This is a genomic window from Methanoregula sp. (assembly GCF_049686655.1).
Lineage (GTDB): Archaea > Halobacteriota > Methanomicrobia > Methanomicrobiales > Methanospirillaceae > Methanoregula.
Map to the genome: position 1 here is coordinate 1 of NZ_JBAVIG010000075.1, position 19,020 is coordinate 19,020.

The 19,020-nt window shown below is 47.9% G+C and carries 17 protein-coding genes; 13 read left to right on the forward strand and 4 right to left on the reverse strand.

The window, feature by feature from the left end; all coding sequences use genetic code 11:
- Positions 1-689: 689 nt before the first annotated feature.
- Positions 690-1,526 carry a slipin family protein gene (locus tag WBL42_RS10770; RefSeq protein ID WP_424721278.1) on the reverse strand — a complete coding sequence of 279 codons (837 nt, stop codon included), beginning with the start codon at positions 1,524-1,526 and terminating at the stop codon, positions 690-692.
- A gap of 297 nt (positions 1,527-1,823) precedes the next feature.
- Here WBL42_RS10770 and WBL42_RS10775 point away from each other — a divergent pair, with 297 nt between their 5' ends.
- The 11 genes from WBL42_RS10775 (at position 1,824) to WBL42_RS10825 (ending at position 12,998) form a co-directional block, all read left to right on the forward strand.
- Positions 1,824-2,990, forward strand: coding sequence for an iron-containing alcohol dehydrogenase (locus WBL42_RS10775; RefSeq protein ID WP_424721279.1), 1,167 nt, complete (start codon positions 1,824-1,826; stop codon positions 2,988-2,990).
- Between the two features lie 19 nt (positions 2,991-3,009).
- Positions 3,010-4,179: a DegT/DnrJ/EryC1/StrS family aminotransferase gene (locus WBL42_RS10780; protein ID WP_424721280.1), complete on the forward strand. Its 1,170-nt coding sequence runs from the start codon at positions 3,010-3,012 to the stop codon at positions 4,177-4,179.
- Positions 4,180-4,183: 4 nt separating this feature from the next.
- Positions 4,184-4,813: a cytidylyltransferase domain-containing protein gene (locus tag WBL42_RS10785; RefSeq protein ID WP_424721281.1), complete on the forward strand. Its 630-nt coding sequence runs from the start codon at positions 4,184-4,186 to the stop codon at positions 4,811-4,813.
- On the forward strand, positions 4,810-5,859 hold the full coding sequence (gene neuB / locus WBL42_RS10790; protein ID WP_424721282.1) for an N-acetylneuraminate synthase: 1,050 nt from the start codon (positions 4,810-4,812) through the stop codon (positions 5,857-5,859). Before WBL42_RS10785 ends, neuB begins: the two co-directional genes overlap by 4 nt.
- Entirely contained in the window at positions 5,856-7,001 is a 1,146-nt protein-coding gene (neuC, locus tag WBL42_RS10795; RefSeq protein ID WP_424721283.1) for a UDP-N-acetylglucosamine 2-epimerase, read from the forward strand. The genes neuB and neuC overlap by 4 nt, the downstream gene beginning before the upstream one ends.
- A 124-nt stretch (positions 7,002-7,125) precedes the next feature.
- Complete coding sequence (locus tag WBL42_RS10800; RefSeq protein ID WP_424721284.1) at positions 7,126-7,554, forward strand: acyltransferase; 429 nt, start codon at positions 7,126-7,128, stop codon at positions 7,552-7,554.
- Positions 7,551-8,678 (forward strand): DegT/DnrJ/EryC1/StrS family aminotransferase, encoded by a 1,128-nt coding sequence (locus WBL42_RS10805; RefSeq protein ID WP_424721285.1) that lies wholly within the window; start codon positions 7,551-7,553, stop codon positions 8,676-8,678. The genes WBL42_RS10800 and WBL42_RS10805 overlap by 4 nt, the downstream gene beginning before the upstream one ends.
- The gene (locus tag WBL42_RS10810) at positions 8,678-9,571 is read left to right on the forward strand and encodes an NAD-dependent epimerase/dehydratase family protein (protein WP_424721286.1); all 894 of its coding nucleotides are present in this window, start codon (positions 8,678-8,680) and stop codon (positions 9,569-9,571) included. Before WBL42_RS10805 ends, WBL42_RS10810 begins: the two co-directional genes overlap by 1 nt.
- A gap of 95 nt (positions 9,572-9,666) precedes the next feature.
- Positions 9,667-10,836, forward strand: coding sequence for a hypothetical protein (locus tag WBL42_RS10815; RefSeq protein ID WP_424721287.1), 1,170 nt, complete (start codon positions 9,667-9,669; stop codon positions 10,834-10,836).
- Positions 10,837-11,009: 173 nt separating this feature from the next.
- The gene (locus WBL42_RS10820) at positions 11,010-12,131 is read left to right on the forward strand and encodes a DegT/DnrJ/EryC1/StrS family aminotransferase (RefSeq protein WP_424721288.1); all 1,122 of its coding nucleotides are present in this window, start codon (positions 11,010-11,012) and stop codon (positions 12,129-12,131) included.
- 15 nt (positions 12,132-12,146) lie between these two features.
- A complete protein-coding gene (locus tag WBL42_RS10825) occupies positions 12,147-12,998 on the forward strand; it encodes a glycosyltransferase (protein ID WP_424721289.1) in 852 nt (283 codons plus the stop codon).
- A 1-nt stretch (position 12,999) separates the two neighbouring features.
- Here the strand turns inward: WBL42_RS10825 and rfbB are convergent, their stop codons facing one another.
- The 3 genes from rfbB to WBL42_RS10840 are packed head-to-tail and all read right to left on the reverse strand — an operon-like array spanning position 13,000 to position 15,476.
- Positions 13,000-13,944: a dTDP-glucose 4,6-dehydratase gene (gene rfbB, locus WBL42_RS10830; RefSeq protein WP_424721290.1), complete on the reverse strand. Its 945-nt coding sequence runs from the start codon at positions 13,942-13,944 to the stop codon at positions 13,000-13,002.
- Between the two features lie 6 nt (positions 13,945-13,950).
- Positions 13,951-14,418, reverse strand: a complete 468-nt coding sequence (locus WBL42_RS10835) for a dTDP-4-dehydrorhamnose 3,5-epimerase family protein (protein ID WP_424721291.1) — start codon at positions 14,416-14,418, stop codon at positions 13,951-13,953.
- Positions 14,415-15,476 carry a glucose-1-phosphate thymidylyltransferase gene (locus WBL42_RS10840; RefSeq protein ID WP_424721292.1) on the reverse strand — a complete coding sequence of 354 codons (1,062 nt, stop codon included), beginning with the start codon at positions 15,474-15,476 and terminating at the stop codon, positions 14,415-14,417. Before WBL42_RS10840 ends, WBL42_RS10835 begins: the two co-directional genes overlap by 4 nt.
- Positions 15,477-15,600: 124 nt before the next feature.
- On the opposite strand from WBL42_RS10840, the gene WBL42_RS10845 reads away from it, so the two are divergent.
- Entirely contained in the window at positions 15,601-17,448 is a 1,848-nt protein-coding gene (locus WBL42_RS10845; protein ID WP_424721293.1) for a hypothetical protein, read from the forward strand.
- Between the two features lie 226 nt (positions 17,449-17,674).
- The gene (locus WBL42_RS10850) at positions 17,675-19,000 is read left to right on the forward strand and encodes a DegT/DnrJ/EryC1/StrS family aminotransferase (RefSeq protein WP_424721294.1); all 1,326 of its coding nucleotides are present in this window, start codon (positions 17,675-17,677) and stop codon (positions 18,998-19,000) included.
- Positions 19,001-19,020 lie beyond the last annotated feature (20 nt).

Below are 19,020 nucleotides of genomic sequence, written 5' to 3' on the forward strand. Positions count from 1 at the left end.
GTAGAAAACCTCATAATCGCTGACGCTCTTTTGGGCTTTGCCCCCGCCGCTATGGCATCCCCCGGTTGCGATGACTATTGTATCACCTGCCATTTGACCCGGGTCATCGCACTGCGCCCTGTCCCCGTGGGGGACTGGTGGCGCAAGAGGGGGGCACTGTCTCTTTGAAAAAAAATGATTTCTACAGAGCAAAATTTTCCTGTCAGTTTCCGGTCTTCTCTAAAAAAATTTTTAAGATTTTCTTACCTGCACAAAGACTCGGTATCTCGCCACTCCCGTACCGGGCAGGTTACCCAGTATATCGTGGACGGGGACAGTCCTGATGAATATCGGTGGATTTTCAATAGGGTGTTTCATGGATCGGTGATGGTTAATTTTTTGAAAATTATCCGGATTAAGCAAAGTTCGATTTGGATTGTTATGAGTCATCTCGATTTTATTCCTTACCGGTTCCCGAACATTATCCGATACATTTTGCGATGCCACACGCGCAAAACACCTTGTCAGGTTTTTGCACTACGCACGTTACTTCTCCTCATCATTGAAACCGAACTGCCCAGCGAGGGGTCGGCAAGACACCCGAACGACTCCCCGCAAAAACAGGAAGGGAGGAACATCGTGATAGACTTCTTTTCAGTTTTTTAATCAAGAGCTTTCCTTGAAAAAAACCGTCCCGCAAGACTCAAAGCCTACTGCTGCCCCTGATCCCCCGTCTCTGCCGGCCCTTTCTTCTCCTTGGCAATTATCTTTGCCAGAGCAATCGTGCCCGTGGTATCCCCGAGCGTCATCGTATTGAGGGCTGTTGACGGGACAATCACTATCGTTGACTGCCCGCCCTTTAGCCCTTCGTACAGCATGTTCATCGCCCGCAGGTGAAGCGCCGTAGGATTGTTCTCGTAACTCTTCGCGGCCTGTTCGAACTTCTCGGCAATCTGCCGCTCTGAATCCCCGAGGATGACACGGGCCTGTCGCTCGCGCTCGGCCTGCGCCTGCATGGACATCGCGTCCTGGAGTGCGCCCGGAATAATTACGTCGCGGATCTCGACGGACAATATCCTGATACCCCACCCGCTTACCCGGCTCCCGATCAGCCTCTGGAGTTCGGCATCAATTGCCTCCCTTCCGGTGAGCATGTCGGCAAGAATGGTCTTGCCGATCACGTCCCGGAGTGCAGTCTGCGATGCCAGGGAAATGGAGCCCTGGTAATCCCTGACCTCGAGCGCAGCTTTCTCCACATCGATCACCTGCCAGAAAAGCACGGCATCCACGTTGACCGGGACCGTATCTTTTGTCAGGGTCTGCTCGGCCGTGAACGAGGTGGTGATAACCCGGAGATCTATCATGTAGGCGACCCGGCTCAGGAAAGGGACAATGATAAACAGCCCGGGACCACGGATACCAATGAATTTTCCGAGGAAGAGGACCACTGCCCGTTCCCACTGGTTCGCAATTTTTATCGCCATGGCGAGAAGCGCAACGATTACAATCAGAATTCCTGCAACAATCATGAGGGTATTGGTATCCATATCTGTTCCTCCCGGAGCCGTTCATTTTTTCCCGGTGATCCGATGGTCACGTGCGGATATTATCTGGATGAGTATATAGTTGTGGTGATGGTATTGTGGGCCGGGTTTTTCCCGATTTTTCCGTTTTTATAACCGGACCAGCACCTTAGCTATTCCCAAAAGCCGGGGTCCCTGTGCGGTATCATTCAGGAATGCAGTACCTGCTGCACGAGATTTTACGTCATGATATGACCACCATCATTAATACCCTGACAATATAACAGTTTTAAGGGTTTTATGCAAAATATGAAAAGTTCTATGGATTTTGATTTCAATCTCAAAACCAATGCAAAATTCGGAACGAACAAGGCACTCAATCTCGCTCAATACCTAAAAGAACTCTCTCTCTCACGACCCGGCATTATCATCGATGGGGGAATTGCCGGGCTCGAACATACCCGGAAGGTTCTTTCTGCCCTTGAAAGCGATCCCGATATCACGATCAGGACATGGGTTTACGATCTCCGGCACGAACCAGATTATGATTCGCTCGACCGGATAAAGGCGATGTTTCTTGACAATTCAGGAAAGCCGGTTACCGACTGTTTTGTAGGGATCGGCGGAGGCAGTGTGATCGATTTTGCAAAAGGGCTCTCCACCGTTGTCGTCAATCCGGGAAAAGCAGTCCTGTACAAGGGCTTCCCGGTGAAGATCAACCCGTCATTGCCCACCATCGCAATTCCCACCACGGCAGGTACCGGCAGCGAAGTGACTTTCAACGCGGTATTCACCGATAACAACCAGAAGAAGAAACTGGGGATCAATACCCGCAATAATTACCCTGCCCTTGCAATCCTTGATCCGGTCTTCACAGTTAACAGCCCGATGTCGGTCACGGTCTCGTCTGGCATGGATGCACTCGTTCATACACTTGAGAGCTATTCAGCAGTGCAGTCAAATCCTCTGAACCGCATCTTTGCACGTGAAGCCTTTTCCATGATTTTTAATAATCTCTTCCTCGTGAAAGACCATCCAGGGAACGGTGAGATCAGGGCAAAGATACAGTATGGCGCGTACCTTGCAGGCATCTCTCTCATCAACTCCGGCTCCGGGCCCTCAGGAGCCCTTTCGTACCCCCTCGGGGTTCACTTTAAAGTGCCACACGGCATGGCAGGCGCCGTCTTCATTCCGCACATCGTCCGCCATAATGTGCAGGCCGGTTACGACTATAGCGAGCTGTACGATCTCATAGATGGTTCGTGCCGCTCATTATCAATGAATGCAAAAAATGAACAGTTTGTCGAAAAGATGTTTGCCCTCTGTAAAAAACTTGATGTGCCGCCAAATCTCTCGGGATTTGGCGTAAATGCCGGTACGGTCGACATTCTCCTTGCCGATATCGATGCACTGGAACGGGCATTTACCCAAAACCCGGTGCCATTCACCGTTGACGATGGGAAAAAGCTGATACTAAACATGATTTAACCAACGGAGGTTTTTGAAAATGCCTGGATGGGAACTTATAGGAGATGAAGAACGGGCCGCGGTCAACGATGTGTTCGACCACGGCGGGGTACTGTACCGCTACGGTTGGGCGGAGAAACGGGAGAATATCTTCCGTGTGGATGAATTTGAACGTGCATTCGCAGATAAAATGGGGATCCGGTTTGCTCAGGCATTGAGCTCGGGAACCGCTGCCCTGATCGCTTCATTAAAAGCGATGGGCATCTCCCGGGGGGATGAAGTGATTACCCAGAGCCATACCTTCATTGCCACGGTCGAAGCGATCGCTGAAGTCGGGGCTGTCCCGGTTATTACTGAAGTCGATGCATCCCTAAATATGGATCCCGTCGATCTGGAACGGAAGATCACCGGAAAAACAAAGGCGATCATCCCGGTTCACATGATGGGTGTTTCTGCCCGCATGGACGAAATCCTCAGGATCTCTCGATCCCACAACATACCCATACTTGAAGACAATGCCCAATGCTGCGGTGGAACATACCGCGGGAAGATGCTGGGAACCCTGGGTGACGCAAGCATCACCAGTTTCGATTTCGGCAAAGTCCTGACCACTGGCGAAGGCGGAATGATCATCACCAATAACGAATCAATCTTCCGGCGGGCGAGGGAGTACTCGGACCATGGGCATGAACTTAACCCGGCATTTCCCCGGGGAGAAGATACCCGGTCCATGAGCGGGGTGAACTTCAAAATGACTGAACTCCAGGGTGCCATCGGCCTTGCCCAGCTCAAAAAGATGGACTACATTATCTCGCGCCAGCGGCAAAACAAGGCACGCGTCAAGGAGGCTCTGTCGGATATTGACCGGATCTCGTTCCGGGATGTTCCGAACCCCGAAGGTGATACCGGAGACAGCGTGATCTTCTTCCTTACGACCCGGGCTGATGCAAAAGCGTTCATGAAACTCTGGACCGGGAAAGGATTCGGGACGAAGAACCTACCCGACGCGATCAACTGGCATTTCGCAGGCACATGGGATCACATAATCCGTCGCTATGACCAGTATGAAGATAAAGATCTGAGTAAGCTCTTTGCCCAGTCTGACGATTTGTTGAGGCGGGCAATTGCTCTCCCGATCTTTGTGAATATGCCGGACACACAGATTGAGACAATTGTCACGGCAGTCCACGAATGCATAAAGACGATGTGAAACGATGATTCTCGGCGTAATCCCGGCCCGTGGTGGAAGCAAGGGAATTCCCCGGAAGAATATCCGGCAGATCTGCGGGAAACCCTTGATCGCATGGACGATTGAAGCCACCCGCGAATCAGCGTATCTTGACCGGTTCGTAGTTTCGACCGAAGACCCGGAGATCGCCGGCATCTCCCGTGCATATCATGCAGAGGTAGCGGACAGGCCAGCCTATCTTGCAACCGATGAGGCGACGACGCTCTCGGTACTCCAGGATATTCTGCTTAAGATAGATGCCGATATCGTGGTCCTTCTCCAATGTACTTCACCGGTCCGCACTCCCGATCTTATCGACCAGTGCATTGAAAAGTTCCGGAAAACGGGTGCTGATGCCGTTGCCACCGGGTATCTCTGCAGTCTCTTTGAATGGGGGACATATTCTGCCCGCAGACAGGATCTTCACCCGTATTTCCATGATGACGGGAATGTCTATGTAATAAATGCCGACAATATCCTCAATGGTGATCTCTTCGCGGGAAAACGGGAGACCGTGATCACGGACCGGGAATGCAGTTTTGAGATCGACGATCTATTTGATTTCTGGCTGAATGAACAGATCCTCATGAAGCGGAATCCGGGGATCGTCCCATGAGCGGGATCTGGATCCGCGGGAAAGAGATCGGGAAGAATCATCCCTGCTATATCATTGCCGAGGCCGGAGTAAACCATAACGGGGATATACGGCTTGCAAAAAAACTGGTTAAAGCAGCGGCGGGATCCGGGGCGGATGCCGTTAAATTCCAGACGTTCACAGCGGATTCGATTGCAACAAAAACAGCCGGGAAAGCAGCTTACCAGAAGAAAACCTCCGACGCTTCCGAATCCCAGTATGATATGCTCAAACGGCTTGAGCTCTCAAAGAATGCATTTTTGGAGCTCTCGGATTACGCAAAAAAGAACGGTATTGAATTTTTGTCATCACCATTCGACTGCAAGAGCGCCGAACTTCTCGAATCGATCGGTGTTGCTGCCTATAAAATTCCCTCCGGTGAGATTACAAATATCCCCCTTCTCGAACAGATCGGAAGTTACAAAAAACCTGTCATTCTCTCAACAGGCATGGCAGAGATGACCGAAATCCGGGAGGGGATATCTGCCATCCGCCGTGGGGGGGGAAAAGAGATAATACTTCTACACTGTGTAACCAGTTATCCGGCACCTCTCGAATCGGCCAACCTCATGATGATCCCCGCACTTGCCAAAACATTCCGTATTCCCGTAGGGTTTTCCGATCACACTCAGGGGATTGTCGCTTCACTCCTTGCCCGAGCACTGGGTGCATGTGTCATCGAGAAACATTTCACGCTGGACCGTTCCCTGCCTGGGCCGGATCATACAGCATCGCTTGAGCCATCGGAGTTATCGGAGCTGGTGGCACAGATCCGCATGACAGAGACCGCGCTGGGCGATGGGATCAAGCATATCGATCGTCACGAGGCGGCAATCCGGGAGCTCGTACGCAAGAGCCTTGTTGCAGCAACCGCCATACCGGAAGGGGTTCGGATCACGCGTGATATGCTGGATATGAAGCGGCCGGGGACCGGGATCGGGACAAAGGACCTCCGCTTGGTAATTGGAAAGCGAACCCGGTTGCCGGTTGCGAAAGACGACATACTTCAGTGGGACATGCTGGAATGACAAAAAAAATCCTGTATATCAGCGGTACACGGGCCGATTACGGGCTGATGCGAACGGTCTTAAAGAGGATAGACCAGTGTGCTGATCTGGAACTGGAAATTGTAGTCACAGGGATGCACCTTATGCCGGAATTCGGCAGTTCCGTCTCCGAGATCGTTGCCGACGGGTTTAGGATACACGAAATACCAGTTGTGCACGAGGACGATACCCGGGAGTCAATGTCTGCGTTTATCGGAAACCTCATTGTTCAACTGACGAAAAAAGTGACTGCAATCCGGCCGGATCTGATCCTCCTCCTTGGGGATCGCGGAGAGATGCTCGCGGGGGCAGTCGTCGGCACCTATACCGGTATACCGGTAGTGCATATCCATGGCGGGGAGATCACGTCCACAGTGGATGAACCGGTCCGTCACGCGATCACTAAGCTTGCCCACATCCATCTCCCGGCAACAAAGAAAAGTACCCGGAGGATTATCCGCATGGGAGAAGATCCTGCAAAAGTCCAGGTGGTTGGGGCGCCGGGTCTCGAACCGATCGTCAGGGGCGAGTTCACCCCCCGGAAGACCCTGCTCAGTAAATACAAACTCGATCCATCCGGGCCGATCCTTCTCGTCGTCCAGCACCCGGTCTCCGGGGAGGTCAACGATGCAGCTGCCCAAATGAGGACAACACTCGAAGCAGTCGCCGAACTGGGCCATCAGACCCTGGTCGTGTACCCCAATGCCGATGCCGGGGGGAGACAGATGATTGCGGTAATCAGGGAATTCAGCCGGATATCTTCGATCCAGGCCCACCGGAATATACCTCACTCTGATTACCTCGGGCTCCTGAAATTTGCTTCCGTTCTGGTTGGAAATTCAAGCAGCGGCATAATCGAGGCACCATCATTCCATCTTCCGGTAGTGAATATCGGTTCCCGTCAGCAGGGACGTGAACGGGCATCCAATACTCTCGATACGGGATACGACAAATATGATATAAAAAAAGCTATCGGCAGGGCCATTGGGGACCGGGAATTCCTGCAGAAGGTCAGGAAAGGCAAAAATCCCTACGGTGATGGAACCGCTTCGGAAAAGATCGTAGCCATCCTGAACAGTCTCGACACCGCAGCACTGGATACGCAGAAAAAGAACTTTTACTGACATTGGCCGTAAAGTCCTTTGACCCGAATTTCTTTTATCTGCTTCAGGGCGGGACGGAAAAGCCGGTCTATCCTCTTCTTAAAGAAGTTTTTATAATCCCGAAAAAGAATGTAGTATAACATCCATGAGATTCAAAAACTGGGTATCACCAGCTGTTGAAGAACGGGTATTGACCCAATACAATTGGTTAGTTCAAAACAAGGACAATCTGAAACTGGGGTATGGATCAGATATCGGAGCATTCACATACATCAATGCAAAATTCGGTGTCACCTTAGAAGACTTTGTTCAGATCGGATCCCATTGTTCAATTTATTCTGTATCGACAATCGACAACAAAGAAGGACCGGTTATTCTCCGGCGTAACTCAAGAATTGGTACGCATTCAACGGTCATGCCAAATGTTACTATTGGCGAGAATACTATTGTGGGGGCTCATAGTTTTGTAAACCGGGATATCGCTAAAAATGTCCTGGCATTCGGGGTGCCTGCAAAAGTTGTACGATCACTTTCGGAAGAGGAAATTAAAAAAACTGAGGAGGAAATTCAATGAGCTGGAAGATTCCACTTTTTAAAATCTACACCGATGACAATGACGTTCAGAAAGTAACAGAAATTATCAAATCCGGTATGAACTGGGCCACCGGGTCCAGCGTCAATCTTCTTGAAGACAAAATCGCCACATATGTAGGCTCGAAATATGCAGTAACATTCAATTCAGGAACCTCAGCCCTTCATGCAGCCCTGGCTTCACACCGGATACCAAAGGGCTCGGAAGTCATTGTTCCGTCATTCACCTTCATTGCAACAGCAAATTCACCCAAATTCCTCGGGGCAACACCTGTATTTGCCGATATCGAAGAGAGCACTTACGGGCTCTCCCCCGAGGATGTGCTTGATAAGATCACTCCGAAAACTTCCGCGATAATGCCGGTCCATATTGGAGGATGCCCGTGCAAGATAAAAGAGCTGCAGCAGATAGCAGAAGATAAAAAAATCCTCCTGATCGAAGATGCCGCCGAGTCGCTCGGAGCCCGCATAGGGAATAAAAAAGTGGGTACGTTCGGCGATTCGGCAATGTTTAGCTTCTGTGCACCCAAAGTGATCACCACCGGGGAAGGCGGCGTTATCGTTACCGATTCACGGGATGTTTATGAACGCCTTAAGATGTTCCGGTCCCATGGCCGGGCTGATACCAAGGACTACTTCTCAACAAACGAGTACCTGGATTACATCTCCCTTGGCTATAATTTCCGGATGTCGAATATTATTGCAGCTCTTGGCATTGCCCAGATGGACAAGATTGACAAGATCATCGAGATGCGTCGGAAAAATGCCGATTACCTCTCCGGGAAACTTAAAAAAGTCACAGAAATTAAAACTCCGTTGGCTCCCAAGAATTACTACCACCTCTACCAGATGTACACCATTGAAGCGAAACATCGGGACGAACTGATGAACTTCCTGGGAGATGCAGGTATCATGGCAAAGGTCTATTTCCACCCGGTCCACCTTTCCCACTACTATAAGGAAGTACTCAAAGTAAGACCACATATTCCGGTTACCGAACATGTGGCATCAAAAGTTCTCACACTTCCGATGTATCCAGGACTGACTATTGAAGAAATGGATTACATGGTAGATAAGATCACTGAATTTTACGAGAGGCGCCAGTAATGGAAGAGAAAAAGATCCTTATCACCGGGGGATCGGGATTTGTCGGCAGGCATATGGTAAAGATGTTCAGTGATAAGGGATACCGGGTAAAAATATTCGATATCACTGAACCAAAATATCCTCTCGACAAAAATACCGAATTTATCAAAGGGGATATCTTCGATATCGACTCAGTTACAACCGCCGTGAAAGATACCGGTGCTGTCATTCATCTGGTCGGCCTTGCCGATGCCGGGGCTGCCCAGAAAAATCCCATGAAGAGTTTCCAGCTCAATATCGTTTCTCTCCAGAATATCCTTGAAGCCTGCCGTATCTGCGGCAACAAGAAGATCATATTCCCGTCATCGGCCGCGGTTTATGGCATTACGGAAGACCTCCCGATCAAGGAAAACTTTCCTGTATCCCCGACCAACATTTACTCAGCACATAAAGTCCTCTGCGAAAAGATGGTTCAGGCATACCAGAAAAATTACGGCGTTAATTATGTTGTGCTGAGGTTTTTCAATGTATACGGTAAAGGCAATGAAGGAGTAATTGGTATCTTCCTCGATAAGGCAAAGAAAGGAGAGACCATAGAAAGTTTCGGCCCGTTCCAGTACCGGGATTTTATTTATGCCGGCGATGTTGCAAACGCTGTATACATGGCGGTTGCCCATGACAAGGCGACAAACCGCATTATCAACATAGGATCCGGCAGAGGAATCCAGATGCGGGAAATTCTGAATCTTGTATGTGAATTCTACCCCCAGGCAAAATGGGTGGAGAAGAAAGCAGATTTCACTATGTATGATTCTATTGCGGATATTACTCTTGCAAAAATTCTTCTGGATTTCACCCCGGATTCATCGTTCGGATTCCTGAAACGGATTGTTGAAACCGAGATGAAAGACTGACTTCCCGGTGTGCGGGATAGTATCGCAAAGCACCAGTTATCCGGGACAAGGTCCGTCGTATGATCAAAAATATCATTTTTTTTGTAGATTCACCGTTGAACAAAAGGGATTTCGACCGTTTTGGCATTCAGATCCTTCAGGATGAGGGATTTGAAGTAACGGTCTGGGATCTCACACCCTGCCTTCACCCCGGGTTTTATTCTACGCTTGAGATACCGGACAGGATCGATTACCGGAACCTGCATATATTCGAAAGGAAGGCCGACGTGCTCATGAGCATTGCTGCGTTTCAGGACACCGATCTGGCCGTGTGCCTTATAGGTTTCGACTATAACAGCCGGTTCTTTTACCGGGCTTTTTCGCAGCACCATATAAGGTACTGCGTCTGGCAGGCCATCTCGCTTCCGGTTTCCATAAACCCCGACACAGCCATTTCATTCTCCTGGAGAAAATTCCTCAAAAAGATTGCGGGGATGAGACTCCGGGCGATCGGAAACCATGTGGTTACCCGTCTTATGAAAAAGCATTACCGGCTATTCGGCGTGCGACCGGCAACCATCGCCATGCTCGCGGGGGAACGATCAGATGATACATACTTCTATCCAATCGACAAGACCACGAAAAAATTGTGGCTGCACCTGCTGGACTACGACATTTATCTGGAGCAGCGGCAACAAGCGGATCGCATGTTTCCCGGCCGGTATGCAGTATTCCTCGACGAGTACCTCCCGTTTCACCCTGATTATAAATACATCGGGGTCGAGCCCCCGGTATCTGCTGACGAATATTACCCGGGGCTGTGTTCGTTCTTTGCATTTCTTGAAAAGAAATATGATCTCCGCGTTATCATCGCAGCCCATCCCCGCTCAAAGTATGATGCCCCACAGGAATACTTCGGGGACCGTACCGTTTTCCGTGGCAAGACTGCCGGGCTGGTCCGGGATGCTGAATTTGTCATCGCTCATATGAGTACTGCCATCGATTTTGCGGTCCTGTTCAATAAACCCCTTATATTTGTCACGAACGATATCCTCTCCCGACAGCAGGACGGCCTGTTACCGTTCGGCAGATATATCGATACAGTAGCTGCAGCGTTTCATAAAAAACCCGTGAATATTGATGCCGTAAACTACGTGGACTGGGACGAAGAAATGAACGTTGATCCCGGTGTCTACCAGAAATACAGGAACGCGTTCATCAAAAAAGACGGTACTCCCGAACTCCCCTTCTGGAAAATCGTTGCAGACTATATCCACACGCTCTGAATAATCAACCGGGCCTCTGTTCCACATAGTATCTGATCAACGGAGCGCAACCATTGCGCAATTGCAGTTTCCGGTAGCGGGAGCAGGATTCCGCTGCCGGGATTTGAGGGTAAACTGAAGTATTCGTGCCAATCTCCCTACCATTTAATTTGTCTTTAGTCCAATCATTAAGCATGGATCTTATTCCGGTTTCCCGCCCGTCTCTCGGGGAAGAGGAACTCGCGTCAGTTAAAACCGTTTTTGATTCCGGCTGGCTGGGGCTCGGGGCACAGGTACTTGAATTCGAACAGGCACTCCAGAAATTTCTCGGGGCAAAGCATGCAGTATGTACCAATACAGGCACCACCGCACTTCACCTGGCTCTTGATGCACTGGGTGTGAAAGCAGGCGATGAAGTAATTGTTCCATCGTTCACCTTCGTTGCTACGATCCAGGCAATAACCGCGACCGGTGCGACCCCTGTCTTCTGTGAGATCCACGCGGATGATCTGAATATGGATGTCGGGGATGTCCGGAAAAAGATAACGAAGAAAACAAAGGTCATCCTCCCGGTCCACTACCGGGGGATTCCCTGCGATATGGACGAGATCAATGCACTTGCACAAAAGAACAAACTGCGTGTGATTGAAGATGCAGCCCACGCGTTCGGGTCATCCTACAGGCAAAAGAAGATAGGTTCATTCGGGGATATCGCCTGCTTCAGTTTCGACCCGATAAAAAATATTACCTGTGGAGAAGGGGGAGCTGTGGTTTTCCAGGATGACTCACTGCTTGAAAAAATCCAGCAGAAACGGATTCTCGGGATTGATAAAGATACATGGAGCAGGTATCGCAATGAACGAAGCTGGTTCTATGATGTAGTGACTCAGGGATACCGGTACCATATGAGCAACATCAGTGCAGCCGTCGGCCTGGTCCAGTTGAAAAAGTTTGATCGGATGAACCAGAGAAAAATTGATGTAGCCAAACGGTACGATGCCGCGTTTGAAAAACTGGAGGATGTAACACTCCTGAGGAATAATGGATACCGGGATATTGGTCTCTTTGTCTATATTCTCAAAATCAAATCCCGGAGAAATGAACTCATGGAAACTCTTGGGCGCAGAGGTGTGGCGAGCGGGATCCATTACATTCCCAGCCATGTCTTCACGTATTATAAGAAAGATGGCGTTCATCTTCCCGTAACGGAACAGATCTATAACCAGATCCTCACGCTTCCGCTTTTCCCCGATATCACAGATCTCGAGGTAGATCAGGTTATCGATGCCGTTATTTCCGGGTGCAACAGCAGATAATGTAACATCCCTGCCATGACCGAAACCCTGCCGGATAATAATCCCGTTGTGAGTGTGATCATTCCGGTTTACAACGGGCAGCGGTATCTCGCGGAGACGATAGAATCTGTAATCGCCCAGACCGTGAAAAACTGGGAAATTATTGCGATTAATGATGGGTCGACAGATAACAGTCTGGAGATCCTGGAAAAATATACACATGAACACCCCGGCCATATCCGGTTTGTAACCGTGAAAAACGGGGGTGTCAGCCGTGCGCGAAACACCGGGGCGGCTCTTGCCCGGGGAAGATACTTTGCTTTTCTCGATCAGGATGACCTCTGGGCTCCTGAAAAGCTACAGCGTCAGATCGATCTGCTTGTTCACAATAAAGATCTCGGTATAACATTTACGAATGAAACCGTGATTGATGAAAAGGGGTCCGTTATCTGCGAAAAGGTACTCACGTTCGGAATCCACCAACGCGGAAATGTTTTCGAATACCTGCTGTTCGATAATTTCATTCCGGTTTCGTCAGTGATCGTAAAAAAAGAACTATTCACGAAAGTCGGGGGATTCGATCCAAGGTTCTCCCTTGCGGAGGACTTTGATTTCCTGTTAAAAGTTGCCAGGGAGGCTGCCGTTGATTATGTCGACGACCCTCTTCTCCTCTATCGTGAGCATAATGAAAGCGGTACGCATACGAAAATTGACCGCATCACTGCAGAGGCAATGGAGATTCTCAGGTACTGGAAAAAAGAATATCCATTGGTTTTCAGAAGGCATTTTTTACAGTACCAGAAATTTCGCCTGAACTTTGCAGTATTGAAATGCAAGATTTGTCTTAAAAAAATCTTAAAAAAAATCAAAACAGTCGACGCGTATTAATTCAGAGGAGTGGTTTCCACCACCATTCGTTTTTGAGGTACCAGTCGATCGTCATTTTTATTGATTCATCGAAGGAATGTGAGGGTTGCCACCCTAATTCCCTGATTTTTTCCGTGGCTATGGAGTAACGGAAATCATGTCCGGCACGGTCCGCGACAAATGTGATCAGGTCTTCATTCATGTTGAGGGAGTGAAGGATAATCCTTGCAATCTCAAGATTTGTCTTTTCATTTCCTGCCCCGATGTTATAGATCTGGCCGGGACTCCCTTTTGCATAAGCCGTATCGATTCCTGTGCAGTTATCGTCTACATGCAGCCAGTCCCGGACATTCAGGCCCGTACCATATAACGGCAGAGGTTGCCGGGAAAGGGCTTTGAGTATGAGGACAGGAATCAGTTTCTCGGGATACTGGTAAGGCCCGAAATTATTTGAACTCCGGGTTGTGATGACCGGAAGACCATAAGTCTTGTAATAAGAATGAACGAGATGCTCAGCAGCAGCTTTGCTTGCAGAATATGGAGATGAAGGATCCAGGAGATCCGTTTCGTGGAAGGAACCGCTCCGGATACTGCCATATACCTCATCAGTACTGATCTGGATATACCGGGAAATATCCTGTTTAATCGCGTAATTCAAGAGGTTACATGTCCCAAGCACATCGGTCCTGACAAAGAGATCCGGTTCAGATATCGACCGGTCCACATGGGTTTCTGCCGCAAAATTGAACAGCACATCGCACGGGCCTGCCTTTGCTATATCATCTATCTTACAGATATCGCCGTGAATGAAGATGATGTTATTCTGCACATCGCGGAGGTTTTCCATTCTTCCGGCATAGGTAAGTTTATCCAGAACTACGATCTCCGCATCGGGATATTTTCTGACGAGCAGCCGGACAAAGTTGGATCCTATGAATCCCGCGCCACCTGTGACTAAAAATCTCATTGTCATCTATCCGTGCTTTTTACCGGGGGTCAGGATCCAGTCGTAGGGGATATCAGGGGAATCCGGGGGCAGGCGATATTCGTCAGGTTGCTGATAATTGTAGGGTTCCGTCGGAACACTAATGATCAGGGATTCTTCCGCAGAAATGCACTTCCATCCGTGGTATATACCAGGCGGGATGGAGAGCAGGAGCTGGTTATGATCGCCAATGAAAAACTCTGATAATTTCCGGAAGGTGGGTGATTCCGGTCGTGCATCATAGAGTACGGCCTTGATCATGCCTTTGACGCAGCAGATCACATCCGTCTGTTTTTTGTGATAGTGCCAGGCTTTCACCACACCGGGATAATTGGTTGTAAGGTAAACCTGTCCGAATCCCTGGAACAGGGATTCATCGCACCGCATGATCTCCATGAGCCGGCCACGTTCATCCGGTATGGAACTGAGTTTTTTTAAGACTACTCCATGAATCATAAAGTCACCTGTGAGCCGTCCCCGAGGACAAACGATTTTCCCTCCTTTGAAGGTTCCTGTTTTTTCAGGGTCACATTCTTACCGATCAGACTATCCGAAACTCTGTCAACATGGTCGATCCGGCCACCTTCCATTACAATTGAATCGCTGATGTGTGATTCAATGATATGAGACGAATCGCCGATACTGGTATACGGCCCGATTGTACTTCCGGAGATTACACAATCATGCCCGATGATAACAGGTCCGATAATGATAGAATTGCCTTTGATAATGGTATTTTTCCCGATTTTTACCTGGCCGGTAATCGTGCCGGACTCAACAATACCGGAATTTTCAGTCCCGATCTGATCGAGAATGAGACGGTTCGCTTCGAGAATATCTTCGGTCCTGCCGGTATCTTTCCACCAGCCCTGCACCATGCCGTACCGTACGTTATAGCCGTTTTCAATCAGCCAGTGGAGGGCATCCGTAATCTCAAGTTCACCCCGCCACGAGGGTTTTATATTATCAATCGCCTCGAAGATGCGGGGGGTCAGCCCGTAAATGCCGACTATGGACAGGTTGCTCGGGGGATTTTTTGGCTTTTCCACGAGTTTGACAATAATTTTTTTCTGTTCATCGACAAGGGCTACACCATATTGCCGGGGATCTTCCACTTCTGTGAGAAGGAGACTTGCGTCAACCTTTGAATCTGCAAAATCCCGGATAAAATCAACACTTCCTCCTTTGAGGAGGTTGTCGCCGAGGTACATGATGAAATTATCAGTCTTTACAAAATCCTCGGATATCTTGACCGCATGGGCAAGTCCCCGTGGTAAGTCCTGACAAATAAATGCAATCTTTGCATTCCATTCAACGGACTGAACGGTTTCAATGACCTGCTCTTTATTTGGGCCGACGATAATCGCGATATCATGGATTCCGGCGTTGATAAGGTCTTCTATGCAGTAAAATAATATCGGCTTGTTTGCAACCGGGATGAGTTGTTTTTGTTGCGAGTACGTGATTGGGCGAAGCCGGGTGCCATGGCCCCCGGATAAAATTAAGCCTTTCATTGAAAAATAATATGTTATCGGAGACCTATAAACATACTTGCCATAAGGATTCATGAAATGTTTATCGGACTATTATACAACCCAATATCTTTATGCAATATGCTATCATGGAGCTGAAAATAGTATGGGAAATAAAGAATTAATCATCGCAATTTCACCACATAAAATATCAGATCAGGACTTTACTGTAAAGAACCGCCCGATAAAATGGGTATACTTTGGGAAAAATTACCTTTCAAAAATCAAATTTAAAAACGGCCTGACGGAAAATTTTTCAGAACTGGATATTTCCCGGTTACTGGAAGAAGTTGCAAACGAAATCCGGTCAGAGCATGTTACCTGGATTGACAAAATTAATCACAAATATGGCGGAGAACTCGAATGGTGGTTTGGAAATGTTGCATCGAGAAATATCTATCAGAGTGATGTATTCCAGTACTGCTGTTATCTCGTGCTCTTGGAAAGGTTATGGGAGCAGCAAACAAAAAAACCCGCACTCATTGTAGTTGACTCGCCAGGTCTTGCATCAGCTATTCATCACTGGGCACAGGATAAGAAGATCCCCGTTTCTTTCCATGGACGGCATAGATTTTACACCAAAAAATGTAGCAATTCCGCCAGATTTTTTCTGAGATGGGTCGACTTTATCATTATTACAATTATGCGAAAGATTGCATCAGCAGTACTCAATAAGGACAACGTGATAGAGCGATCACAGTCTTGCGGTATAGTGATGGTAAGTACCTTTGTGCATGCGTCGAGTATATCGGATTCAGGCACATTTTATGATCGTTATCTCCCTCAATTGAAGGAATATCTTGAGAAGAACAATAAAATTGTCCTCATTCATCCTGTTTTTCACGGGTTCCATTACAATTTTTTTACAATCTTCAAAAAAATTTCACGAAGTTCAGATGAATTTGTTATCCAGGAGAACTATTTGAAACTGAGGGATTACCTTCATGCATGGATCTATCCGATTCGATTTCTACGACAGAACCTTGTTATTCCTGAATTCCATGGTTTTGATGTAACAGATATTATTCATGAAGACCAGACAAATGCAGATGTTCAGAACGTTCTTCAGGCAATATTGACATTCCGGCTAATGCAACTGCTGGGGATGAAAGGTCTAAAGTTGCATTCGTTCATAGACTGGTATGAGAACCAGACACTTAACAGGGCCATCGTAGCCGGCGTGCATAATGCGTTTCCCGGAGTAAAAACAATAGGTGCGCAGATGTTCCTGCACTACCCCAACTTTCTCAGTCTTTCTCCCTCCCGCTCAGAGACCAACGCGGGAGTAGTACCTGATATCCTCCTGACAACGAGCCGGTACCAGTGCGAGCTTGCCAGAGCATTCGATCCAACTCTCAAATGTATTCCTGCGGCTGCCCTCCGTTATGCCCACGTGTTTACTCAAGAAGTACCAAATGCTGCTATAAGAGATTCCTCTAACAGGTCTGTCCTTGTTCTAACATCATTCAATCATGATGAGACAATTGAACTTCTGCAGATGATACAGGAGATAAAGAAACATCTTGCCATAAATGTTACAATTTATATCCGGTTTCACCCTGATATCAGAATTGATGAAATCATAAAACTGTATCCCGGACTTCAAAACAATGGTTGTTGCACGATATTCCATGGATCACTAGCTGAGGGAATTCGTGACGCATCTGCGGTCATAGCCAATGGTTCAAGTTCCATGATCGAAGCGGTTGCAAAAGGTACACCGGCAATTTTTGTCGGCAACCAGAACAAATTAAATTTAAATCCTTTATCCGGTATGAGCACGCCCCTGTTCACCGAATGCTATTCCGGCGATGAAGTATCCGCGGCATTATTGACGTATCTCAATCTGTCCGATAGTGAACGAAGGGAATACCGGGATCTGGGTAAATCTATACGGGATACATTCTTTTTACCGGTGAACGATGAGACACTCGCTCCCTTTTTATCATCTTAATTGATCATTTCAGGTAACCGGAAACTGCACACGAAGGTACATTTTTCATATATTTATTTTCACAAATCTGCTCAAAAAAATCAGAGACTCCATAAGAATCTTTGTTATATCAACGGCCGATCATGATATAGAGAATTCCACGCCACCAGAAAACTGCCAAGTATTTAAATTAAAATTGCATAGATAATAAAAACAATTGTACATTCAATGAAGGGTGTTTTTTCGGATGACGAAATTTCAGTCTCTATTATATCTCCTGCGATTACTTAAATCACCATACCTTATAGGATTTTATCGGGGGCATACTCACTTATCCGATGCACAAGTGAACATAATACGGGATATCCTTTCTTCTCACGATATTGATGCCAGGACGCACGTACTCGAAAAATATGAAGAGGGCTTCAGGGATCTGGTTGGCAACGGGTATTGTCATAGTTTTGCTTCCGGGAGAATGGCTTTTTTCACACTCATGCAGTCCCTTGGAATTGGAAAAGGCGATGAGGTGATCATCCCGGGATTTACCTGCTCGGTTGTGCCAAATGCGATCATCAGGACCGGCGCAATACCTGTTTATTCCGATATCGACCCTGATACATTGGGATCGGATGCAGCAGCGATTGGGCGATGCATTACACCGCGAACCAAAATGATTGTTGCCCAGCATTCCTTTGGAATACCCTGTAACATTGATGAGATCGCAGATCTTGCGAGATCAAAAGACATTTTCCTCGTGGAGGACTCAGCTCTTGCACTGGACTCCCGGATTCGTGGTAAATCCGTTGGTACATGGGGTGATGCTGCATTTTTTTCAACAGATCACAGCAAACCATTAAACACAATGATAGGTGGGATGCTGTTCACATCGCATAAGGATATTTTCGAAAATTTGAAACGGGCAACAGGAAACATACCGGATCTCTCTGAAGGACATCAGAAAAATATTTACCGACGATTCAATTATGAAAGAAAAAACTATATCCCTTCGCACTATCCACGTTCAATTATCCGTGAGACTCTTATCGATACCCTGAGTAAATTTATTGATAAAAAACCGGTTTTCCTTGAATCGGATTACACTGCTCAGGCTTCAGGTACCCCTGGGTATCCATATCCTGCAAAGATGCCGGCATTTCTTGCACAGTTGGGACTCTTCGAGCTGGACAGATGGACGAATGAGAAACGAAAACGGAAAGCGCTGCTCCGGGAATACATCAGCGGTTCCGAAACTGTGCCCGATCAGATCCACATCCCGGACGCATATTATGAGAAGGAGAAAGAAATTGTTCCTCTTCGCTATATTTTCAGGTCACCCCAGGCAGATTCGCTGAGGAAAAAGGTTGGGAAGTACATTGACGTAAAGGGAATGTGGTTTCTCGACCCGGTAATTTGTTGTCCCGAGGGTCCCCATGCTTTAGGGTATAGTGCCGGTAATTGCGTCAATGCTGAGGAGGTCTGTTCCGATATCCTGAATATGCCCTGTGTTTTACCTGACGGGTGGGACGACCGGGCGGTCTCTGTCTTCCATGATATTTTATCAGGTACCAAGTAAAGAATAATTGTGCGAATATA